The sequence below is a fragment of the Paenibacillus sp. FJAT-27812 genome (assembly GCF_001273905.1).
Lineage (GTDB): Bacteria > Bacillota > Bacilli > Paenibacillales > Paenibacillaceae > Pristimantibacillus.
In genome coordinates this window covers 5,527,753-5,550,797 of record NZ_LIGH01000001.1, presented here as the reverse complement: position 1 = coordinate 5,550,797, position 23,045 = coordinate 5,527,753, and the positions used below count along the sequence as shown (strand labels likewise).

24 protein-coding genes are annotated in these 23,045 nt (G+C 47.2%); 1 reads left to right on the top strand and 23 read right to left on the bottom strand.

Translation table 11 applies throughout. The annotated features are described in order from the left end of the window. Positions 1 to 65 precede the first annotated feature (65 nt). The 20 genes from ADU23_RS23565 to ADU23_RS23470 all read right to left on the bottom strand — a co-directional run bounded on the left by ADU23_RS23565 (position 66) and on the right by ADU23_RS23470 (position 20,406). Positions 66 to 1,328, bottom strand: coding sequence for an ATP-grasp domain-containing protein (locus ADU23_RS23565; protein WP_053375977.1), 1,263 nt, complete (start codon positions 1,326 to 1,328; stop codon positions 66 to 68). Between the two features lie 31 nt (positions 1,329 to 1,359). Then, the gene (locus ADU23_RS23560; protein ID WP_053375976.1) at positions 1,360 to 2,580 is read right to left on the bottom strand and encodes an MFS transporter; all 1,221 of its coding nucleotides are present in this window, start codon (positions 2,578 to 2,580) and stop codon (positions 1,360 to 1,362) included. Beyond that, complete coding sequence (locus ADU23_RS23555; protein ID WP_053375975.1) at positions 2,555 to 3,505, bottom strand: transketolase; 951 nt, start codon at positions 3,503 to 3,505, stop codon at positions 2,555 to 2,557. Before ADU23_RS23555 ends, ADU23_RS23560 begins: the two co-directional genes overlap by 26 nt. Beyond that, positions 3,502 to 4,311, bottom strand: coding sequence for a 1-deoxy-D-xylulose-5-phosphate synthase N-terminal domain-containing protein (locus ADU23_RS23550; protein WP_053375974.1), 810 nt, complete (start codon positions 4,309 to 4,311; stop codon positions 3,502 to 3,504). The genes ADU23_RS23555 and ADU23_RS23550 overlap by 4 nt, the downstream gene beginning before the upstream one ends. Further along, entirely contained in the window at positions 4,312 to 6,159 is a 1,848-nt protein-coding gene (locus ADU23_RS23545; RefSeq protein ID WP_053375973.1) for a M20/M25/M40 family metallo-hydrolase, read from the bottom strand. Next, complete coding sequence (gene argC, locus ADU23_RS23540) at positions 6,159 to 7,211, bottom strand: N-acetyl-gamma-glutamyl-phosphate reductase (RefSeq protein WP_053375972.1); 1,053 nt, start codon at positions 7,209 to 7,211, stop codon at positions 6,159 to 6,161. The genes ADU23_RS23545 and argC overlap by 1 nt, the downstream gene beginning before the upstream one ends. Next, positions 7,208 to 8,530 (bottom strand): DegT/DnrJ/EryC1/StrS aminotransferase family protein, encoded by a 1,323-nt coding sequence (locus ADU23_RS23535; RefSeq protein ID WP_053375971.1) that lies wholly within the window; start codon positions 8,528 to 8,530, stop codon positions 7,208 to 7,210. The genes argC and ADU23_RS23535 overlap by 4 nt, the downstream gene beginning before the upstream one ends. Continuing rightward, on the bottom strand, positions 8,530 to 9,186 hold the full coding sequence (locus ADU23_RS23530) for a hypothetical protein (protein WP_053375970.1): 657 nt from the start codon (positions 9,184 to 9,186) through the stop codon (positions 8,530 to 8,532). The genes ADU23_RS23535 and ADU23_RS23530 overlap by 1 nt, the downstream gene beginning before the upstream one ends. 22 nt (positions 9,187 to 9,208) lie before the next feature. Continuing rightward, entirely contained in the window at positions 9,209 to 10,114 is a 906-nt protein-coding gene (locus ADU23_RS23525; RefSeq protein WP_053375969.1) for a RimK family alpha-L-glutamate ligase, read from the bottom strand. 9 nt (positions 10,115 to 10,123) lie between these two features. Next, on the bottom strand, positions 10,124 to 10,297 hold the full coding sequence (locus tag ADU23_RS23520) for a lysine biosynthesis protein LysW (RefSeq protein WP_053375968.1): 174 nt from the start codon (positions 10,295 to 10,297) through the stop codon (positions 10,124 to 10,126). Positions 10,298 to 10,396: 99 nt separating this feature from the next. After that, a complete protein-coding gene (locus ADU23_RS23515; protein WP_053375967.1) occupies positions 10,397 to 12,061 on the bottom strand; it encodes an ABC transporter substrate-binding protein in 1,665 nt (554 codons plus the stop codon). Positions 12,062 to 12,127: 66 nt separating this feature from the next. Next, entirely contained in the window at positions 12,128 to 13,048 is a 921-nt protein-coding gene (gene opp4C / locus ADU23_RS23510) for an oligopeptide ABC transporter permease (protein ID WP_053375966.1), read from the bottom strand. A gap of 15 nt (positions 13,049 to 13,063) precedes the next feature. Continuing rightward, a complete protein-coding gene (locus ADU23_RS23505) occupies positions 13,064 to 14,014 on the bottom strand; it encodes an ABC transporter permease (protein ID WP_053375965.1) in 951 nt (316 codons plus the stop codon). Between the two features lie 8 nt (positions 14,015 to 14,022). Then, on the bottom strand, positions 14,023 to 15,045 hold the full coding sequence (locus ADU23_RS23500; protein WP_053375964.1) for an ABC transporter ATP-binding protein: 1,023 nt from the start codon (positions 15,043 to 15,045) through the stop codon (positions 14,023 to 14,025). Beyond that, the gene (locus ADU23_RS23495) at positions 15,042 to 16,052 is read right to left on the bottom strand and encodes an ABC transporter ATP-binding protein (protein WP_157265923.1); all 1,011 of its coding nucleotides are present in this window, start codon (positions 16,050 to 16,052) and stop codon (positions 15,042 to 15,044) included. The genes ADU23_RS23500 and ADU23_RS23495 overlap by 4 nt, the downstream gene beginning before the upstream one ends. A gap of 314 nt (positions 16,053 to 16,366) precedes the next feature. Further along, the gene (locus ADU23_RS32320; RefSeq protein ID WP_231637518.1) at positions 16,367 to 17,122 is read right to left on the bottom strand and encodes an alpha/beta fold hydrolase; all 756 of its coding nucleotides are present in this window, start codon (positions 17,120 to 17,122) and stop codon (positions 16,367 to 16,369) included. Between the two features lie 140 nt (positions 17,123 to 17,262). Further along, positions 17,263 to 18,330, bottom strand: a complete 1,068-nt coding sequence (locus ADU23_RS23485; protein WP_053375963.1) for a hypothetical protein — start codon at positions 18,328 to 18,330, stop codon at positions 17,263 to 17,265. A 175-nt stretch (positions 18,331 to 18,505) separates the two neighbouring features. Beyond that, complete coding sequence (locus ADU23_RS23480; RefSeq protein WP_053375962.1) at positions 18,506 to 19,375, bottom strand: AraC family transcriptional regulator; 870 nt, start codon at positions 19,373 to 19,375, stop codon at positions 18,506 to 18,508. 70 nt (positions 19,376 to 19,445) lie between these two features. Beyond that, positions 19,446 to 20,003, bottom strand: coding sequence for a GNAT family N-acetyltransferase (locus ADU23_RS23475; protein WP_231637517.1), 558 nt, complete (start codon positions 20,001 to 20,003; stop codon positions 19,446 to 19,448). Positions 20,004 to 20,022: 19 nt separating this feature from the next. After that, positions 20,023 to 20,406 (bottom strand): nuclear transport factor 2 family protein, encoded by a 384-nt coding sequence (locus ADU23_RS23470; protein WP_053375961.1) that lies wholly within the window; start codon positions 20,404 to 20,406, stop codon positions 20,023 to 20,025. 210 nt (positions 20,407 to 20,616) lie between these two features. Here ADU23_RS23470 and ADU23_RS23465 point away from each other — a divergent pair, with 210 nt between their 5' ends. After that, positions 20,617 to 21,231 (top strand): thioredoxin family protein, encoded by a 615-nt coding sequence (locus ADU23_RS23465; RefSeq protein ID WP_063846090.1) that lies wholly within the window; start codon positions 20,617 to 20,619, stop codon positions 21,229 to 21,231. A 306-nt stretch (positions 21,232 to 21,537) separates the two neighbouring features. On the opposite strand, the gene ADU23_RS33710 is transcribed toward ADU23_RS23465, so the two are convergent. The 3 genes from ADU23_RS33710 to modB form a co-directional block, all read right to left on the bottom strand. Continuing rightward, positions 21,538 to 21,732, bottom strand: coding sequence for a hypothetical protein (locus ADU23_RS33710; protein ID WP_053375960.1), 195 nt, complete (start codon positions 21,730 to 21,732; stop codon positions 21,538 to 21,540). A gap of 74 nt (positions 21,733 to 21,806) precedes the next feature. Beyond that, complete coding sequence (locus ADU23_RS33705) at positions 21,807 to 22,172, bottom strand: GntR family transcriptional regulator (protein ID WP_053375959.1); 366 nt, start codon at positions 22,170 to 22,172, stop codon at positions 21,807 to 21,809. A 203-nt stretch (positions 22,173 to 22,375) separates the two neighbouring features. Then, the gene (gene modB, locus ADU23_RS23450) at positions 22,376 to 23,035 is read right to left on the bottom strand and encodes a molybdate ABC transporter permease subunit (RefSeq protein WP_053375958.1); all 660 of its coding nucleotides are present in this window, start codon (positions 23,033 to 23,035) and stop codon (positions 22,376 to 22,378) included. Positions 23,036 to 23,045 lie beyond the last annotated feature (10 nt).

The window sequence follows — 23,045 nt, the reverse complement described above, 5'->3', positions numbered from 1 at the left end:
TCTAACTTCCCTTGCCTTATACAACATACCCGCTTCCCTGCTGACACATTACAAATTCGTATATACTAAGCTTTCGCTAACCCAACCTCCTGCGCTTGATAGGTCACCTTCAAGCTCCCTGCTAGCGACAGAGCAAGCTCTTTCGCCTCTTGAGGGGTATCGCCAACGGTAATGATATAGCCTAAACGATCATCCGAGCTTTTTGCTACCGAAACGGCGTCTCCGGCAGATGCCGCAAAGTGTGTACGAACTACATTCGCATGCTGCTCCAAACCATCTAAACCTTCTATTCCATCGAAAATTCCGTCTCGATCCGCGGTGATATAAGCAATCGAGGCTGCTCGATGCCGCTTTTTCTGAATATGAATCGGATTGTCCAAGTAGTAGTTCACAGTCGCTTCAAAAATATCGATCCCAAATGCCTGCACCAATAAATCCGAGGAAATATTATCGCCGCCAGGCCGTCCGTTCACCTCAATAATGCGTGGTCCCGTGCTTGATAGCTTAACCTCCACATGACTGGGGCCATCCGTTATTCCAATCGCTTTTAACGCAGCAACGGCCGTCTGAACGATTTCATCCTGACGGTCCGTATGCACCGAAGTAGGCAGTGTATGAGCAATCTCTACAAAATAAGGAAGCGGTGACGTAATCTTCTCCGTGACGGCTGAAAAAATCGGCTCGCCCTCTTTTACGAACAGCTCGACACTAAACTCCGGCCCATCCAAATATTCCTCGATTAAATACTCTTCGCGGACTTTAAAATCCATATACGTCACTTTGAACGCCACGATAATATCCATCGCGTATTGCAGCTCCGCTTCATCGTTGATGAAGTATACATTTTGACTGCTTGCGCAATTGGTTGGTTTTAGCACTACGGGATACCCGATTTCTTCCGCAGCAGCTGCCGCTTCTTCGTAGGTTCGTATTTTTTTGAATTTTGCGCTTGGCACATGATGCTCTGCATAGGCAACCCGTGCCAAATCTTTATTTCTCGATCTCAGGGCAGCCTCGTAAGGCACCCCTCGAAGCCCAAGCCGCTCCGCTACCTTGGCCGTTAGATGGGACGCATAATCCGTTGCCGGAATTAGCGCATCCAGTTGATCCGCATACCCGGAATGAACGATCGCCTCATAAAGCGACTCTTCATCTCGAATGTCAGCAACAATCAGTTCATGGTAGATGCCTTCATAGCCATATTTCTGCGGGTTTTCCGTGGAAGAGACGATGGAAATGACTTTATGTCCTTGCTCATAAGCGACTCTAGCGAAACTAACGCCATAGAAGCTGGGTTCCACAAAAGCGACCGTTTTGATTGTAGTCATATCTTTTTCCTCCTTAATGATTGGCATGGATTCATACTTGTGCTTCCAGCGCTTTTTTCTCGGATAATCGATTATTTAGCACGTAATAGACGACCAATCCAGCCGCCATCAAACCGCTCATGCAGATAAAGCCCACACCCGGCGAATAACGGTCAATGAAAACGCCAAGCCCTGTGGCGGATACGGTTTGCAAGAGCAGCGAAATCGCCATCCACACCGAAGTCGCGCGTCCCATGTAGGATTTCGAGACTGATTCCATCAACGTTGTTGTCATTAAAATTCGCAGCGAAGAGTTCGTTAAGCCGATCAATACGCTGCCGAAATACAACAATAGAATGGTGGAATTAAAAGCAACTGCCAGCAGGTTCAATACGGATACTAGGAAAAACAATAGAATCGTTCCGTTTTGTGAGATTTTCCTCGCCAAGGGTGCCGCAATAAAGCCGGACAACAGCCCTCCAATCCCGTAAAACATATCCGATAATCCAAAAACGACGGAGTCTCCTTTTACAGCAGTGCTTACATAGCCTGGGAGAACCACGTTGTAGACCATCGTGCAAACGAGCGGGATAATCGATACTACGCCCAATAAGAAAATGGAAGGCCGTTCCGCCAAATAGCGAATGCCATTTTTAAACGTGCCGTAGAAGGTCTCCTCCTCGTTCTCGACGGGGATTGGCGTATATTCGATCCGGCGAAGGAAGAGACTGCTTGCGATAAAGGCGAGCGCGTTCAGCAGCAAAATAATCTCAAATCCAACGTATTTGTACAACATGCCCGAGAGCGCTCCAGCCATAAACATGCCGACCTGCAAGCTGATCTCGATTACGGAGTTGCCATGAATGAGGTCCTCCTCCGGAATAATCTCTTGAACAAGGCTCCGAGAAGCGGACATATACAAGGTCCATCCCATACCGTTAATAACGGCAAACGCATAAAGATACTCGATGCGAAAACCCGTCCATAAAAAAGCGCCCGTAATAAGCAGCAGCGCTGCCGCCCGTATCGCATTCGCCCATAAAATAATCGACTTCCGGTTCCACTTATCAATTAAGGTGCCGACAAAAGCGGAGATAAGGAAGCCTGCAATTACGTTTAAGGAAAGCATAAACCCAATCGAGGTAATCGAATTTGTCTGATCCATTAGGTACCAGTTGGCGCCAATCGTGCTCATACCAACGCCAAAACCGGAGACGATATCGGCAATAAAATAATGGCGGAAGTTTTTAGGTTTTAGAACTCGAAAAAACATCGCTACCTCCTGCGATCGTCAGAATTTGTTGTTTTAACGGTTCTATTCCAAACCCTAAATAGTCCAGTACCTCAGCATGCGTTCCGCCATAGATCGGCCATTCTTCACCGCAATGATGCGCATATACCTGATGCGTTGGCAATAAAAGCGCTAGATAGGACGCTGTGCTTCCGGTAGCGCGATGCTCCTCCACAACAAGCAAACGATCGGACAAAACGCGCAATTGCCCGGCATACGATTGCAAGCTTTGGATATCGACATAACATAAATGCGCATGAACAATAGAATCGTCTTCTTGGATGATCTGCTTGCATAACTCGGTCGCTTGCTCGCCAACCGAAATTAAGCATAACTTTGATCCGCCAGCCGGCTTCGTGCCATGCACAAGCATGTCTCGGCAGCTTGCGTCTTCATCGCGGTACAGACTCTCAAAAGCATCATTCCTAGAGAGCCGAATATAATACGGCTCCTCGGATGCGGCGGCCTCTTGAATGACCTTCCTTGTTTCCTGCTCGCCATGAGGACAAGCGATTCGAATGTTTTGAAACGATTGGATAACCGCGATATCCTCAAGCGCATGATGTGTCGTGCCAAACCATCCGCCGGAAACACCTCCGTATGCAGCCACGACCTTCACGTTTTTGCCCATATACCCCATCGTCAGCTTGACGCTCTCGGAAGCACGCAAGGCTGCGAAGGCAGCAAAGGTCGAGAAGAACGGGACATAACCGGCTTCAGCAAGTCCTGCTGCCATATCAATGCCGGCTAGCTCAGCAATGCCTAAGTTGAAAAAACGATCAGGATGCTGCTGCCCAAACGGGTGATTTTTGCCGCCTAAATCAGCTTCAATACAAACAATTTGGCTATTGCTTGCAGCGAGCTTAGCGAGCTCGTCTTTATATGCGTCTCTCCCTGACTTTGTCATGCTAGGCTCACCTTCCATTTGTGGGCAAGCTTTGCGGGTATTTTCGCATAATGGGCATCTGGATTTCCTTCAATCGCGGGGACACCCTTTCCTTTGATCGTGCTTGCTAGAATGACAACCGGCCTGTCATGATCAGGTTCAATGGCAGCAACAATTTCTTCGAATCGATGTCCGTCAATCTCTCTTACGGTGAATCCAAACGCTTCAAACCGTTGACGGAGATTGCGGATGGGCGAAATATCCTCAATGTATCCATCGTTTTGCCCACCGTTGCAATCAACGATATAGACAAAATTGGTGATGGACTGCGCCTGCACAATCTGTGCGGTTTCCCAGCATAAGCCTTCCTGCAGCTCCCCATCCCCGCCAACTACGATGCCTAAGCCATTCGTACGCTTCATTTTCTGAGCTAATGCCCAGCCGGCTGCGTAAGGAATGCCATGTCCCAAGCTCCCTGTTGCGAACGGGATACCCGGGAGCTTGTGGTTGGGATGGCCCGTAAACAAAGAACCGCTCTGTCCATAGCTCTCCGCTGGGTTATCCGATATGATTCCGTACACATGCAATGCGGCGTACAGAGCAGCTGCCGCATGTCCCTTGCTAAGAATGATGGCTGTATTCGGATCTTGGCCATACTTGGCATATGCGCCGATCAATAGATCGATAGCTGATAGGCTTCCTCCGATATGGCAGCCTGTAGAGGTAGCCGCCATGTCGATAATTAGTTTTCTCGCTTCATTGGCTCTTTCGATAAGGGATGAAATCTCATCGTCATGCTCTCTTTGGATAGGTATCGTCTGCTCCATCTACTCCTCCGTTCGTAGCCGAAACCACTCTGTTATCGCTTCCTTCAAAATCGTTCTCGTTGACTCCACCTCATCATTGTGCAGATACTCTTCATTGGTATGGTCCAGGCTGGAGTCTCCGGGGCCGTAGGCAACCATCGGGACGGAATGCCATGTTGTGGCGAGCGTGTTCATGTCGCTCGTTCCGCGTTTTTTGATATAGCGAATCGATTTCCCCTGCTTAGCGAAGCTTCGAACAAAGGCTTTAACTAAGGTGTCTGAGCGTGAATTGGCAAAGCCCGGTGTCGCACGCAATACTTCGACAGTCACGCCTTCGCCAAATGCAAGGTCGATTTTGCCCGTATAATCATTGCCTGCCGCTGGGGATATTCTGAAATTAAGCGTGCCTTTTACCGTTAAAAATCCTTGCTCATTCCGATGCTGGATATCGATCAGAGAGGATAAGGATTGCGGATCTACATCCCGTACAAGGTGACGGATGTCCGCCACCACGTTATACAGCTCGTCGATCACACTGATCGTATCTTTGGCTGCCGTATGCTCCTGTGCGCGGTAAATCGTAATTTGCAGCTTGAACAGGCCATAGTATCCGAGCGTTAAGCTCTCTTCTCCGCTTGGTTCCCCAATAATGACGGCATCCGCTTCATAATGGTCCCGAATATAGTGTGCGCCTTTAGAAGATGAGATTTCTTCCTCAACCGCTCCGATGACAAGCAGAGTGGCATGCTCAGGCACATCAACCTCTTGCAGCATGTGGATAAAATTAACGAAGCAGCCTTTGGCATCCACGATGCCTCTGCCAGTGATACCGTTAGAATCCGTCCGAACCGGCCATACATGAGGAACCGTATCGATATGTCCGAGAAGCAGCAGCTTATTTGGCCCGTTTCCTTTTTGGAATGCGATATTGCCTGCCTCGTCAATTTTTCCGGCGACCGATGGATATTTAATTGTTTCTAATAAGTAATGCGCAAGCTCATGCTCATCTTGTGAAACCGAAGGAATACGGGCGACCTTATTCAGCAAATCGAGCTCGCCCAGCTCCCGGTCGACGTTCCAGAACCAAGTCTTGCTTGCCTCTTCCAGCGTATGCGGGCCGGATATGAACACATCGCAGACGCCTTCGCGGATCGCTAGTTTTGCGGCTCTCACCTTTTGCTTCATACGTCCTTGGACAGAGCTTAATTCATCATCGTTATAGACATTTGGAATCGTTGAAAACGGATCGCGGATATCTTCCAGCAAACCAGCAGTTCCGGTAACGAACCGCAAATGATGCGCTTCTAAATCAACGGCTAAGTGAGCTGCAAGTACATCCGCATCGATGTTGATATACGCGTCAAGCTCTGGATCGAATATCGGCGGCGTCAGGCATACGACATCGAACGCAGCCAAAGCGGATTTCAAAAACGCCTTGTGACTGCCTATGAAATGCCCAAACAAGGAATCACGTACGATGACCGTTTTCTGGTCTATGATGGCCTTAAGCGGCTTCGCTTTCTGTCCATAGACAAGCCCTTGGTCGCCGCCAAGCTGTGCGTATACGGAAAGGCCATGTTTTTTTAATTGCGTATGGATCGTCGTTAAGATGAACTCATGATAAGCTGCACGAATAAATGGCATCTCCTCGGGCGAACAGTAGCGTACCTCATCGCCTGATGGCAAAGTCAGAAAAGGCATTTCCCGCTGTATCGAATCATATTTCTGCTTGATCGCTTCTGCCCCGCCTGCCACAAGCAGCACCTGGTTTCCGCGTTTTGCGATGCGATTGATCTCTGCGAAAATTGAGGGGTGATTTACAATCGTGCTGCTCCCGAGCTTGACGACATAGAGGCTGCTTTTACTCATCAAGGCCACGCCCCTTCAAATTCGAATTGCAATCCTGCCTCCTCGGGGAAGCCGAAATAGAGATTGGCTGCTTGGATCGCCTGCCCTGCCGCCCCTTTTATCAAATTATCGATGGTTGCAATGGATACGCAGTTTCGTCCCTCTACATAAGCGCCAATTTCGGCATAATTGGTTCCGACCACCGTTTTGATCATGGGCGAACCGCTGCCTGAATTGAAGTAATGGAGAAACGGCTTGGATGCATAGGCGCTGTAAAATGCTTTTTTCACGTCTACGTCCGTAACATGCTCCTTTAGCAATGAATATGAAGTTGCCATGATTCCTCTTGGAAGATCAAGACTGAAGACTGAAAACTGCAGATTCACCGAGCGATCCAAGTGGTACGTCAACGCATGCTCCACCTCCGGCTTATGCCGATGCCCGTGAACCTTGTAGGCTCTAAAGTTATGGGAGCGTTCCGCATGATGCTCCGTCGTCGATTTGCCGCCGCCGCTTGAGCCTGTTTTGGCATCGGTGACGACTCGTCCTTCGATTAAGTCATGCGCCACGAGCGGATAGAGCGTATACAGCGTCGCAACTGCCATACAGCCCGGAAGATTGACTACTTTAACCGCGGAATTGATCTCACTAAACTCCGGGATATAGTAGTGCCAGCCTCCTTCAAAATCATGCTTTAACGTCTCGGGATAATGCCGATTCAATAGATCGGTGTCGGCTATGCGATAATCTCCGCTTACGTTGAAAATATAATCGGTATGCTCCGCCGCATGCTGGATGATCTTAGGCAAGGAGCCTGTAGGCAAGCATGAGAAAATCGCATCGTAATGACCATCAAGCTCGGCAGCCTTGTTAAACTTTAACGAGCCGGGCTTTTTCTTATGAATCGACCCGATATAGAACTTATCTACGGGAAAACCGGCTTTCGACTCGGAGGAAACAAAATCAACTTCAAAATGAGGGTGCTTGCGAAGCAGCCGGTATAATTCAGCGCCAGTGAACCCGCTGCCGCCTAATATGGCTACTCGTTTCCTCCCATTCTCCGTTATACTCATCCTAATCTAGCGTCCCTTTCATACAGCACCTTCAGATCGCCGCCCTGCTCTACGAGCTCACGGATAATATGCGGGTTCGCATCGATTTTTTTGAAGGCCAGCGCATAGGCTTGAATTCGCTCATACTCAACCGGCGTTCTTAGCTCTCTGCATATCGTCAAGCTATTGCGAAGCATCTTCAGCGTCTCAGGGAAATGGCTCAGATCATATCCAAAATCCAGCCGATCAGACAGCGTGAATGGATAACCATTGCCAAAGCCCTTCCGGTTTTTGAACGGAAGATGGCCTGGAATCGGCACGTTTTGCCACTCGCGCGCATAAACCCCTTCATGGTTAATGAGCTGCTGAACGGCATCCTTCACCCGGTAATCCTCCAAATCGCCAAGACCAAGCTTCTCTGGCGAGAGCTTAACGCGATACATGTTATAGCTGTGCTTATAGCCTTCTGGTACGAATGGTCCACTGAACAGCTTCGTGCCTGACAACGCGTTTGTTAAATACGCCGCATTCCGTGCTCGAATGGCATCGTAATAAGGAAGGCGATCCAACTGACTGAGTCCAAAAGCCGCAGCGATCCACGACATTCGGTAATCGATACCCGAGGATGCAAGAAAAGCCAGCGCGCGCTCATAATCCTCCTTCTCTTTGAAAAAAGCGATGCCGCCTTCTCCGCCTACCGGAAAGTTTTTGTCCGCCATCAAGCTTTGTCCCGCACTATCTCCGATCGATCCTGCCAATTGTTGATGGATAGAGGCGGAATGGGCATGCGAGGCATCCTCCACGAGCCGCAGCGAATACTTATCGGCTAGCTGTCTTAATACCGGCAAATCAGCCGGCAAACCGTGCACATGTACAGGCATAATCGCTTTTGTCTTGCTCGTAATCGCTTGCTCCGCTTTTATTGGATCGAGGCAATACGTTACCGGATCGATATCTACAAAAATCGGGATTGCTTTCGCGGCAACGACCGCCTGTGCGGTTGCAATAAACGTAAATGCAGGCACGATAACCTCATCGCCGGGCTGCACTCCCACGCCTACAAGCGCGAGATGCAGGCTCGATGTGCCGCTAGCGGTAGCAATTGCGTAATTGGCACCTACATAGTTGCGATACGCCTCCTTGAACTCATCAACGACCTGATCGCCATCCTGCTGGATCGAGACGAGCAGTTGGACGACGTCTTCCTTCGTAATAATCGGGAAATTCGTTTTCCTGACGTCCTCTGGGATGATGGCAGGCCCGCCAACGAAGGCTAACGGATCTTGGACCCAATCATCTGATGGCAGCCCAAGCGGCTTGCGGATAAAATCGGTTTTCATTATGGATTCCTCCTGAGCAAGGCAACTTTCACGCATGCCGCAACGAGCGGACTGAGCCTGTAGTTGAATTGAGCGGCCGGCTGCAAATCCGGCTCACTCTCTTCCTGCGTCCACATCGTTTGCAAATCAAAGGCGCCAAATATTTTCAAACGCTCAGCCTTTTTCCAAATATTTTCGTTATTTGCTGCAATGGCAGCTGCAGGTCCAAAGCCAAGCCCCGTGAAATCCAGGACGACAACGGGGGCACGGCCACTTATCCCAAGCATAATTTGATTCAAGCGATTGAGGTTTTCCCAGGTTACGGCAATAGTCTCATACGCTAACGTCACGTTTGGATCGGCCGATAGCGAGACACCAAGCCAGTGGACGAATTTTGTTTCTTGTTCACTTTGATGATTCAGCCTTGCAGCTGAATCATATCCAAGATCCTGTCCCCATAGCGCACCATGAATCGCTCCTGTATAGCTATTAAATAAGGAGACGTATTTGGTTTTCGTGAGCTTGGCGATGCTCTTCTCCAGCCCCTTTAGCTCATGATCATTTTTTTCGATACTCATAATGACGCCGGAGTTCAAAACTCTCGCTAATACAAAGGAAAGCTGAAAATAGTTTTCTTTCTGCAAGGCAACCTCGGGCTTCGTCAAAGTTTCTCCCATTCCTATATATCCTCCCTATTTACTAAGAAATAACCGTGTATTTGGCCGTGTATTTGGCCGTGTTTTTAAGCTCTACCACTTCTCTCACATATTTTGCGATATGATAGGCCACATCGACGCCATGGATTTTCCACGACTTAGCGAATTCCGGATTTTGGTTCACTTCACAAACGAGATACCGCTGCTCTTTATAGTCATAAAATAGATCTGCGCCATAAACGCCTTCACCTAACACTTCCGTCAGCCGTCTGCAAATAGACGCAATCTCTTCGTTTATTGGAATGGGATCGATTTCCGCGCCTAAGTGCGTATTCGTCTTCCAGTTATCAGCAGATACCCGCCGGAACGCTACGATGGGCGTACGGCCGACGATGACAACACGTATATCATAGTCCCCCTTCTCTACAAATTGTTGCACCAATACCGGAAAGGATTGATGCCCAGGATCAACTGATTCTCGCGCTGCAATCCAGCCGTCCAAACATTCTTTGCCGGTAATTCTGGCAATTCCCCTGCCCCAAGACGAAGTCGCCGGTTTGATGACGCACAGCTCGTCAAAATTACGCATGGCGTCGTACAGCTTCTCAGGCGTAAAAGCAATTTTAAACCTAGGTTGAGGAATGCCATGCTTTTGAAACACGATCGCTTGGTGAATTTTATTCGTGCAAATCGTAATCGCCTTAACCGAATTCAGCGTCTCATGCCCGGCTAACTCCAGCAGTTGGGCGCGATTCAGCGCGTTTTTCTGAGATAGGCAACGGATGAGAGCGAGGCCGAAAGGCTCAACCTCACCACCGCCTAAAGGCAACTCCATCGAATCAAGATTTACCTGCACGCGAATACCAAACACCTTGAGATGATCGATAATCCGTTGTTCTTCCTCTCGCAGCTTCGTTACACATAATAAAATAGCGCTATTTTGCTCCATATTCGTAGCCTATTCCCCCCAAGTTTCTTCAATTTCTGGAGCTAAAGCAATCGAAACGAGATTGGCTTCTACCTGCACTTCATGCTCTTGGCCGCAAGAGCCGCATTCCACAATTTCACCCGTAGTTGCGCGTTCCTCCACATCGATATCCGACTTGCAAACCAAGCAATTTAAATCTGCCATTTACCATACACCTCCTATAATTTTTGAGAGAGCTTTATATTATAAAGGAATAAATTCCCTATAACCGGTTGCTAACAGCACGATTGCTGCTTTAATCAACTATTTTGCCGCCAAATCCCACTGATTTACATTATTGAACGTACCCAGATTGAGTGGTTTGCCAACAAGTACGTTCTTGGATACGACCTGCAAACGCTTCTCGGAATAAACGGCTAACGTCGGCACATCTTCATGCAGTACCTCTTGCAATTGGTTATAGATTTCGTGGCGCTTCGCTTCTATAATTTCTTGCTCCCCTTTTTGGATGAGTTCATCCACCAACGGATTGTTATAGCGAATAACGCTTTCGGGATCATTGCTTTTATAGGTTGTAAAATATAGACTCGGCTCGATATAGTAATCTCTTGTGAAAATCGTAATATCATGCTCGCCTTTCTCCACTTTATCGATCAACGTCGGGAAATCAAACTTTTGGACGTCTACCTTAATGCCTACTGCTTCTAAGTTTTGAACGAGAATATCCGCTGCCTGCTCGCGAACCTTATTCCCCACCGGGATGAAAAACGCAAGCTTGCGCTTGGAGTCCCAGCCAGCTTCTTTTAGCAGCTGCTTCGCTTTTTCCGGATCATAATCATAGTTTTTAATGTTTTTATTAAAATAGGGATGCGACCTTGGTACGCCGCCATCTATAATTTCTGCCTGCCCCTTTAACAGCTGCTCTACGATGAGTGGGCGGTTCAAGGCGTGCGCGATCGCTTGGCGAATTTTTTTGTCAGAGAGCTTCTCGGTATTGAAGAAGATTTCAGCCGGCTCAGAAGCGGTAGCAGACGTTACCGTTACATTTTCAAACCCCTTCACCTTGTCGTAATCCGTAATCGGGACAAGGCCGACCGGCAAGGAGTTCATCTGAATTTCCCCCGTTTGCAGCTGTGCCACAAGGTTAGCGGCCGGTAGAACCTTGATAAAGATACTGTCAATTTTAGGTACGTCGAGATAGTAATTTTCGTTTTTCGTTACTTCGACATATTGGCCCTTTTCATAATTTGCATATTTATAGGGACCAATCGTTACCGTCGGTTTTTGAAAATATGGATTCGTAGACAGCTGCTCCGGATCAGCGTCCTTCAAAATGTGCTCCGGCAAAAAATTAACCTTCACGCCAAAACGTTCATTGAACACTAATGGGTCTATAGGCGTTTTGGTTTTGATTTCAAAGGTGGTGGGATCGATAATTTTCAGGCCGGAAATATCCGTTGTTCCTTCTTCCAGCTTCCCTGCATCGTTTAATCCTTCTATGAAATTAAGCTTGAATGACGTATCGACTTTGGAGTGAAGCGCAAGCTTTAGCGTGAATGCCACATCAGCTGTCGTAAAAGGAGCTCCGTCATTCCATTTGGCATTTGGCTTGAGCTTGACCTGAAAAGTCTGGTTATCCTTTGTCTCGATGGATTCCGCCAGCTTAGGCAAAAACTGCGCCGAATCCGTAACATCGAGCAATGAATCATTAAGCAAATTAATCGGGGCGAGCGACGCCGAATTATCTTGCGTATTGATCTGGTTTAAAGTGACGGGAGCGTTCACGATTCCGATGTATAACGTCTTTTTGGCTGTGACATCAATTGCTGTCTCCTTGACGTTCGCCGCCTCGGTTGTCGGCTCGGCTGTTGCACTAACTTCCTCTTTGGTTGCACTGCTGCATGCGGATACGAAAATCATTAATAACATTAACCATATAAGTTCTTGTAATCGAATTATTCTGTTCATTGATTTCTCTCCCTAATGTCGATTTTCTTATTTATTCATTCACAAATCATATCGATGGAGCGTTTGCTAGGATCTCGCATCCATAGCGTCACGCAGGCCGTCGCCTACAAAATTAATGGCCAGAACCGTAATGAGGATAACGAAGCCGGCAGGCACCCACAACCAAAGCTGTTCCGTTAATACCGTTAAGGACTGCGCATCGTACAGCATATTTCCTAGGCTCGCCTGCGGAGATTTGACTCCCATGCCAAGAAAGCTAAGGCCGGCTTCGCTAAGAATGGTGCTGGCGACGCCAAACGTTGCATTTACAATGATGGGTGCTAGCGTGTTCGGAAGAATATGCCTCAGCAAAATCCGCGGTGTACTGAATCCGAGTGCAAGGCCTGCCCGGACAAAATCCATCTGTTTCAATGACAGCACATTACCGCGGACTAGCATGGCGATCGTTGGCCATTTGAATAAGGCGAGGACAATGATGATGGTTGATACGTTAGCGCCAAGCACGCTTATAATGACCAAAACAACCATCATATAGGGAAAGCTCAAAAAGATATCGGTCATTCGCATAAGCGCCATATCCAGCCAATTTCCATAATAACCAGCCATCATTCCGATTAAAGCACCAAAAGTCACATACAGAGCAACCGTGGAAAATCCAATCATCAACGATACCCTTGTTCCGTAAATCAACCGGCTTAACACGTCCCTGCCAACTTGGTCGGTACCCAGCCAATGGGCAAATGAGGGATGGGCGGAGAACACCTCGGTAATCTCATCGGGATTATGCGGCGCAAGCCAAGGTGCCAAGAGCACGATAATTAGAAGCAGCAAGGTTGTCACTAGACCCCATACGGCGAGCTTATGCTTAAAAAACTTGCGCCTCACCTGCCAGGCAAAACTCTCGATTTCGCTGGCCGGCTGTTCGTTCTCATTCCCCACACCGGAGGCGAAAACGTCATTTCTCCAAGGAATCTCCGGTATGGACATCGTCTCGCCCTCCTATCAGCTATATTTAATGCGTGGATCAACAAAGGAATAAATGATGTCCGTAAATAAGTTGGTTGAAAGCACAACGCAAGCGGCTACGATATTTAACCCCATTAACGTTGGGTAATCTCGCGATAGAATCGACTCCATCGTTAATTGCCCAATGCCTGGCCACTGGAATACCTGCTCTATTATGATGCTGCCGCCGAGCAGCAACGGAATTTCCGCACCGACAACGGTAATTATCGGAATTAACGCATTGCGAAGCGCATGCTTATTCGTCACGATAAATTCGCTAAGCCCTTTTGCTCGAGCCGTTCGCAAGTAATCCTGATGGAGCACATCAAGCATGCTGGCGCGAACATATCGAACCTTCTTGCCTGCGATGGTAACGCCTAAGACTAGAACCGGAAGAATCATATGTACGAGGATATCGCTAACCGTACCTGTTCCCCCAAGCGTCGACATCCCGCCTGTGGGCAGCCATTTGAGCTGGATACCGACCAAATAGATTAAGCCTAACCCTAGAAAAAACGGAGGAATCGACGTGCCAAGAAAGGATAAACCGGTCATTATATAATCCAGCTTCGAATTTTGTTTAACGGCGCTGACCACCCCAACGGGAATTGCGATCAAGATCGCGACCAGCATCGATGAGGCTGCCAGCAGCAAGGTTGGACCGATGCGCTCACCGATCAGCTCGGATACAGGCGCGAAGCTGCTAAACGAATAGCCTAGCTCCCCTTTTACGAAGCCGCCGAGCCATTTCACGTACTGAATATAAAGAGGATCATTAAGCCCTAGCAGCTCTTTCTTCAGCTCCAGCATTTCTTTCGGGATGTTCGGATTGATTAACATATCCACGGGGTTGCCTGGAGCCATGTTCATGATTAGAAAATTCAATATCGTAATGCCTAAAAAAACGGGAATGGCGATCAGCAGCCTTCGAACGATGTAATGAACCATCATAGCCCTCACCTTTGCCCTTCTTCGTAATCTGCAAGAGGATAATGACATGCTACGGCATGTTCGTCATCTGTAAGCGGTGGCTCCGCCTTCATGCATAACTCCTGCGCAAAAGGACATCGGGTATGAAAACGGCAGCCGGCCGGTGGATGAGCGGGACTTGGCACATCGCCGCGAATGATCACACTTTTTTGCTTTCGCAGCGTCGGGTCCGGCTGAGGATACGCGCTTAGCAGCAATTGTGTATACGGGTGCTTCGGCTTGCAGAATAAATCGTTGGTCGGAGCTAGCTCCACAATTTTTCCCAAGTACATGACAGCGATACGAGTGCTAATATGCTTCACTTCACCGATGCCATGAGCGATAAACAAATAGGTTAGCTTCAGCTCTTCCTGTAAATCCTGCAGCAATCCTAGAATCTGCGCTTTGATCGAAACGTCAAGCGCTGAGACTGGCTCATCGCATACAATCAGCTTTGGCCGGAAGGAAATAGCTCTAGCAATACCGATACGCTGACGCTGCCCTCCGGAAAATTCATGCGGATAACGATTGCTGGCAGAACGGGGCAGCCCTACCAATTGAAGCAGGTTGTCTACCTCGCGCTGCACCTCGCTCCGCCCCACTAGCTTATGAGCGATCAAAGGCTCGGCTAGCGTATCGAATACTCGAATCTTCGGATTTAACGAGGCATAGGGGTCCTGAAAGATCATTTGCATTCGGGTGCGAACGGTCTTTAGCTGTCGCTGCGAGTAATGCGTAATATCTTCGTTGTCAAATAAAATGCGCCCTGACTGTGGGTTTTCCAAGCGGACGATGGTGCGTCCAATCGTTGATTTACCGCAGCCTGATTCACCGACCAGACCAACGGTTTCCCCTTCATACATGGAGAGGCTGACATCATCTACTGCCTTGACATAACCCGGCTTATTCAAGAATAATCCGCCGCGAATGGGGTAATACGTCTTCAAGCGATCGACTTGCAATAACGTTTGCTTGTTTTCGTTCTTATTTACCGGCTCGATAGCTGTCATAGGGTAACCTCTTCTGCTTGGTCAACGAATGTTAATTTTGCATCGCCCATAAGCCAACAGCGTACATGATGTCCTGCTCCTGCGTTGGTTAGATCTGGCTGTTCTTCTCGACAGCGGCCTGTTGCATAGGAACAGCGCGGATGAAAGCGGCAGCCTGCGGGCATCTGCTGTAGCGAAGGAACAGAACCCGGAATAACATGTAATCGCTTCTTGTTGTCTTGATCAAGACGGGGGATCGCCTTCATTAAACCTTTCGTGTACGGGTGCTGGGGTTCACGAAATAGCGTAAACACATCCGCCGATTCAACTACTTGCCCTGCGTACATGACCATAACTCTGTCCGCCATCTCCGCCACCACGCCTAAATCATGTGTGACAAGTAAGATAGCTGCTCCGCTTTCTGCTTGCAGCTGCTTCATAAGTTCAAGGATCTGCGCCTGAATCGTCACATCAAGCGCTGTCGTCGGCTCATCCGCAATAAGCAGTTTGGGCTGGCATACGAGCGCCATTGCAATCATGACCCGCTGTCGCATTCCGCCTGATAAGGCATGCGGGTATTCCTTCATGATCGCTTCTGGACGAGGGATGCCCACTTTTCTTAACATATCCACCGCTTTGGCCTTAGCCTCCTTACGCGGAAGGTCCAAATGAAGCCGGATCGACTCTTCAATCTGTTCGCCGACCGAGAAGACGGGATTAAGCGACGTCATTGGCTCCTGAAAAATCATCGCTATTTCGCTGCCCCGCAGCTTGCGAAGCTGTGCTTCAGTGCATGAGGTTAATCGAGAACCATCGAAGCGGATCTCACCTTTCCTAATAGAGCTATTTGCGCCAAGCAAGCCCATGATGGAAAGGGAGGTCACGCTTTTCCCGCAGCCCGATTCACCTACAATTGCGATCGTTTCTCCATGCTCCAGTTCAAAACTCACCTCGTCAACGGCAACCATTTCTCCTCGTTCGGTCCGAAATGCTACCTGTAATCGATCGACTTCGAGCAGCAGCCCCAATCGCGCTCACCTGCTTTCACCTGAGGGAATATGTAGCTTCACATTTAATTCATATAATTCCAATGCGTTTTGTAAACTTTAAGTACACCCAGCATACCAAAATGTAAATAGTTTGAATAATAGATCAATTCTATAATCAAATAGAAAATTGTACCAATAGATACATAAGTATCAATAGATGATTGACAGATAACATAATTATGGGGGATGTGGAAAAACGTACGTTGATCAAGCTGGAGGGAATTTACTTGTGAATATAGCAAAAGCAGCTCTCCCTCGGCCGAGGCAAGAACTGCTTTGTAGAAGTGATGCATTTAACGGATAGGGTTTGCGTCAAGAAATGCAAGTATAGAATCGTTTACCAGAACCGGATTTTCTCTTATCATATGTGGTCTGTGGCTGCCGCCTGCAACGACGAGATAACTTGATTCTTTTACAATGGATACGAGCAGTTTGAGCTTTTCTTCCCCCACGAACGGATCATGCTCCCCCGTAATAAACAGCGCCGGACAACGAATAAGCCCAAGCTGCTCTCTCGTTAGCTGAGGAAATAACGTCCAGTCTAACGCGCTTTGCCGCAAATATTGCTGCCAATTTCCTTTATGTGCTTCCTCATGCCTTTCAATCATTTGATTAATAAAATCCATTTGCTCCGTTTGCAGGAGCCATTCGGGTTCAAATTGTTCAGCGCCGGTTGGATCGCAAAAACCGCTTGTGCCTATCGTCGTTATGGTAGCGACTTTGTCGGGATTATTAATCGCGACGTATAATGCTACATTTGCTCCCAAGCTGTAACCGACCAGATGAGCTTTTGTAATATTCAACCGATCCATAAATTGCAAAATATCTTCGGCGATTTGCGGAGTGCTCCACTCTAAGCTCTCGCATCTCGTTCGTCCATGCCCTCTTAAATCCAGTAAGTAACAGGTATACTTTCGTTGAAAATCTAATAATTGGCTTGCAAAAGCCAATATTCCGCGCGAATATCCACTATGTAAAAAGATAACAGCCTCTCCCATGCCCATTTTTTCGTAAAACATATCCAAATCATGAATTGTGATTCGCGGCACAACTATCACTCCTTCGCCGATATAATATCCCTTTATTTTACACTCGAATGACTTGTTTGGCTCTCTTCGTTTCGATAACGAAAATAAGCCTGAGGCATTTGCCCCAGGCTTTTCCTACTGATCTTATTTGCCCTGCTGTTCTAGGAACCGTATGTCCCCCCGCCTTCTCCGCTCCAAGTCATCTCGACGAATGTGGACGGACTAGCTGATGCTGCTGTTTGTGAGCCGGATTGATAAAGCCCGCCAGCAACGCCGGACATTGTATAATCGGTAAATAGTTTATTTGAGGTATAGTTCGTATAAATCATGGCACCTGATAGGTTGGATGCGGTTACGTTTTTAAGCTCTAAATGGTTCCCGTACGATACGCCATCTGAAGCTGTCATTTTGCTCGTTCGGTATGCCTGGCCAGTCGCTTTGTTGTTTTTCACAGTCGTGTCGATGATTTGAACATAGTTGGCGCGCATGAATATGCCATTGTTGCCTACGGTGGATTCGGGTACCGTATTTTGAAAATCCACTACGCTGCTCACCACTTTAATGTGATGCGTGCCTTCTTTGAAATCAAAGCCGTCATTTTTGGTTTTTATGGCGCTGCAGTTTAGAAAGGTGATATAACCGCTTTTGTCCGGATTCGGTTTTGTCGTCCAGTTCTGATCCGCATCTCCTACGTAGAACCCTTCTCCGAACTTGCCGCTTTGTCCCGCATTTTGCGCAGAGCTATTCGAGATGAGCCAATACTGGCTGTTTTTTCTAATCTTAAAAGCTTCTGACAACGAATTTTTGACTGTCACTCCGGTCACGTAACCATGGGAGGCCTCAATTAAAAGCCCTTTGTTTGATTTGGAGTTGGCATTAATCGTCACGTTCTCCAGCTTGTAATAAGGATGCTTGATATGAATAACCGAATTGCCTCCGGATGCGGTAAAATTAAACGTTGCGCCGCTTCCAGTTCCCCGGATCGTGATGTATTTGCCTGATGCTCCGCTGATTGATGTGGCAATTGTGCCATCTGACACGTTGAAGGTTCCTGATACTTGAATAATGTCGCCAGGCTGAGCACTCGCCAAATAGCTGCGCAGGGTTGCGACATTACCGGCTGGAACTGTTTTTGTCGCCGCATGAACTGTGTGGCTTGGGTAAAACGCGAATACTAGCACGAAGCAAAGCAGCGATAAAAGGTTTAGCTTTAATGATTGATTAGTCATAGTTAATCCTCCTTATATGTTTTATGTTGATCCGATTGGTGCCTCCTCCTGCCTCTCATTGTTCACCGCGAATATCTAAAGCAACGATCACCTCTTTCATTCTCAGTGAGATTAAATGTTTAAGCGCTTTCATTATAAGGCGAAACCAATAACAGATTGCTGCTCGAAAATATCACTATTCCATCGACATCCGATACCTGAGCGGGGTTACCCCATACTTTTTTTTGAACATAGCGATAAAATAGGACGGATAATTGAAGCCCGTCTTCCTACTGATCTCCTCAATCGTTAGAAACTCTAAAGCAAGAAGTGTTCTCGCTTCCTCCAAACGTTTCTCATTCGTATATTCGACGATGGTTACGCCCATCTGGTCCTTGAACACTTTAGATAAATAGCTGGCGGAAAAATGAAGCTCAGACGCGATGTCGTTAATGGTGAATGACAATTTGTAATACCTGTCAATCCATGTCACAATAGCACCGATAGGCTCAGTCGATCGGGCTGCCGCAGCATGATTACGCTTATTATTGTTTTCCAGCGAATAGATATGGCTATTAAAATACGTGAAAAATTGAAATAAAAACAACGTAACGACTTCCTTCTGAAGCTTAGACGCAGTGACTGCAAGCAATTCATGCAATTGCAAAAATTGGTTTTCAAAATAACAGGCTTCATTAGGAGACAAATGGAATACTTGATTAGGCAATGGATGAGCCATCAGCTCGTTGAATGCAGATGCAAGCTGTGGCAGCGAGGTGAGGAAACGCTCTATGACTGAAGCTTTGATTTTCAGCAAGCTGCGAATGTAAGTCGGAGGAACAATGACTTTTAGCTTATGTACTTGAAAAGGCTTAATAAGAACTAACGTGCCTGGCTGCAGCGTATATTTTTGATTTTCGATGAAGTAGCTGCCTGCCCCCTCGTGAATGTACAAGATCTCCAATCCGTCATGGGCATGGAAATATTCCAAGGACTCCTCGCTAACACTTCGGTAATTAAAGAGATATAGATTGTCCCTCCAATTAATCGAATTATGAATTTTCATATCGCACCTCCTATATGAATAATCCGTTTTACAGATGCAGGCAGCTATTTTATTAACATCCGATGCACGGTTATTCCTCTAATCGTTTCGCATAACAATGCCTGAGTTTTCCGCCATACATAGGCCGAGTAAATTGGAGGATAAACCCTTCAGCTTCTAAGTTTTTTAAGCTCACATGATTTTCAGGATGTACGGTTGAAAAAAGGTAGCGGAAACCGAGCGCCCTGGCTCGTCGTTCGCGCAATTGATGAAAAAACCGCTGCAAGCCTAAGCCACGAACAGCTTCGTGGACTATCGTTGCCTCAAGAGTTGCTACATCACCTAATTGTTGTTCGGGTACTCCAAACTCCCTTCCGAGGTTGCTCTCACTCTGTCCAGGGAAGGCTAGAGCCGTATATGCAACGAGCTCCCCGTTAAGATACGCGCCGTATATTTCGCCTTGGTCATCGACTAAGTGGTTCAAATAATCCTCATCGTCCATTGCAAATAGATCCTGTGAAGGCAGACGGGAGATTACATCATCCATAAGTGCCTTTGCAGCCGGCACATCCTTTTTTTCTAATCGTCGGATCTCCAAATTTGTTCCTTCTTTACTTCGCATGAATGGATTTTCCCTCTCTAAAGCCATGATGGGTCTCGCCTCTTCCTCAACTGTAGTCTTCAATCAATGAAAGCTTGCCTTCTTTAATTCCAAATATGGACTTCCCTTTTAACTCCAGCCGATCTCCAATCTTTAATCCGTTTGGCAAATCAACAGCCATTATTCCCTCATAATCAATTTGCACCTCAATTTTGTCATCCACTGCGCTATAGTTGGTTATCGTTTGACGGCGGCTAGACAACATTTTTGACGATTGCTCTGCCAGTTCCCTAAACGCTTCAATTCCTCTGGTCTCCGTGTTTACTTCCCCATTGGAGAAATTTCTGAATAATATGTCCTTATGCAAAAGTTTAATCATTCCCTCAACCTGAAATGAATTATAGGCCTCTACATAATTTTCAATCATTTGTTTGCTCTCTTCGGTAATCATACTCCTGCTCCTCTCATCGATATTAAAACGTTAATACCAATATTCTTTAAACACAGAGCTTTTCCTTTTTTTGTATCATAGGTATGCTGCTCATCTGATCGGCATTATCCATCTGTCATGGTCAAAATTGATGAAACTGACCATTTATAGATGGTCAGATTTGATTTATATTCACAGTACACCTAATCTAACGAAGGGTTGCGTGACCAAATGGAAAAACGCTTAAACTTAAAACATAAAATAGGCCAAAGCATATCCCCCAAGCAGTTCTTGGATGGCATGCAGATTCGGGTAATGGCGTTAAGCGGGATTCCAAATACCAAAGAGCAATGTATCGCCAATTACGAAAAATTCAAATGGTTAAATGAAGAGGAGAAGCTGTTTTTTTCATCCTATAGTGACCGGTTCGATCTCTATTGTTTGATTCTTTGTACGGATTGGTGCCCGGATGTTATCTGGAATGTTCCTGTATTGTTTCGAGTGATGGAGCAAAGCAGGATTTCGACTGAAGTATTGCTAATGGAAGAACATTTGGATACGATGGATCACTTTCTGACAGATGGAGGCCGAGCGCAGCCCATCGCGATTTTAATGAAAATGAATGGCGATGTTGTGGATAGCTGGGGGGCGCGGCCTGCTTACATACAAGCCGTCATGGATCAGTTCAAGAAAAATCACCCCGATAAGCAGCACCCAGATTATCAGGACAATATAAATCAAGTTTACCGTAAGATCGGCGAGCTCTATCGGGACGGAAACGAATATCAGGCCGTTATGCTTCAAGAATTAAAAGAACGGTTTGCGTCCTTCGATTCGTCTTTGTGAGCATGGTTTTAGTCCATGGACCACACCCTTTTTAACAAAGGGATTCCAGTGAAGACCTGCATTCTGACCCGTGATCTCGACATGATCACCCAATTGGTCTTGGATCAAAGCGACTAAATGTTGATGCCTCTTGCGATATAAGCTCCGAGCTTTCCGTATATGCCGATACCAATGCCCTCGCTCAAAAAAGGATTGCATCACCCACTGCTCTACGCGCGAAGGAGCAAACAATACTTCATGCCTCCAACTCGTTAAGTGAAAGCCCCTTTTCACTTAGCGGGATTGGGATAATGTCGTACCCAATAATTAGATTCCGATGCTGTATGCTATCCCCGACCCGATAACGATTTGCTCTGGCCTGGCATTAACGCCTCTTACATGCAGCAAATATTCGGACAAGGCAGCTCGCAGACCATGTTCACCCTGAGGATCACCATATTTTCCTACCAAGCTATGATCAGCTTCAAGAGCTTCCTTCAGCATTGTTGATAGCAGTGGCAATGTCGGAGCTCCGGTAGACCTCCCCTTGCCAATTGGAACGTTAGCCTGTGCGGTTATAGGCGCATGAGGATTAATCACGTATGTCCAGAACGCGGCTTGCTTATCAAATAACCTTCAGCTGTCAACATTTGATAGGCTGTTTCTATCGGCGTTTTGCTGATATTGAGCTGTAACCGCAAAGTACGAACAGACGGTAGCTTTGTCCCATCGGGAAGGCTCCCAAATCTGATTTGATTCCGAATTATCAAGTAAAGCTGTTGATATATGGGTAGTTCATTTTGCTCCGGTAGAAGGATGTCGAACATGCTGCTCTCACCAGCTGTCTTTCTGCCTTCCATGTCGATGTACACGTCGTGGGATGCTTTTTGTCCCACTTTTGTTCCGATTGAAACGCCCTGTACATAATCCCAACGGATGTCAGCGGCTTTAGTTATGCCCATTCTCCCCCGATTCGAAGAAGAACACGATCCGATAATCCTGTGTAGTTAACGAAATCATTTGCATTCATTGGACCGATTGGATCAAGCGGATCATCGCTGGGAGGACGGTATCATCATATGCGACTGGTTACAATAAAACAGCAGCAAGCTGGAATATTATTTTCAAATCCCAAACTGCCGCTGTTTATAAATAAATAGATCAATTAAGCGCTCTTCCGACCTGTAAGCAATAGCAATAAAAAAGAGATCAAAATGATCGCGCATGTCCATGCCCAAGCCATTGCGGTATTTCCAGAATCGACGGCTACGTAGATAGCTGTGGGAATCGTCTGCGTCCTGCCTGGTATATTCCCCGCAATCATCAGCGTAGCGCCAAACTCGCCAAGACCTCGCGCAAATCCAAGTATGTAGGCGGAGATGAGCGAGCGGAAAGCTAACGGAAGCGTAATATACCTAAATACGCCCCACTCATTTGCCCCCATCGATCGGCCTGCATCCTCTAAATTCCGATCAACGGAAGCGAAGCCTACCTTCATCGTTTGATAGACAAGCGGAAAGGATACCACGATGGAGGCCACTACTGCCGCCCACCAAGTGAAAACAATAGGCGCTGCAAACAACCATTCAATCCATTTTCCAATAAAGCTTCTCCGCCCTAGTAGCACTAACAGCAAAAAACCGACTACCGTAGGCGGAAGCACCAGCGGCAGCATAAATAACGTTTCAAGTACAACTTTCCCTTTGAATCTGCGGCGGGACATCCACCACGAGACTGCAACACCGAGCAGAATAACCACTATGCTTGATAGCAAGGCGATCTGTAAGGAAAGCCGGATTGGCAGCCAAAAATCATCCCAGTTCATGAATGCCACT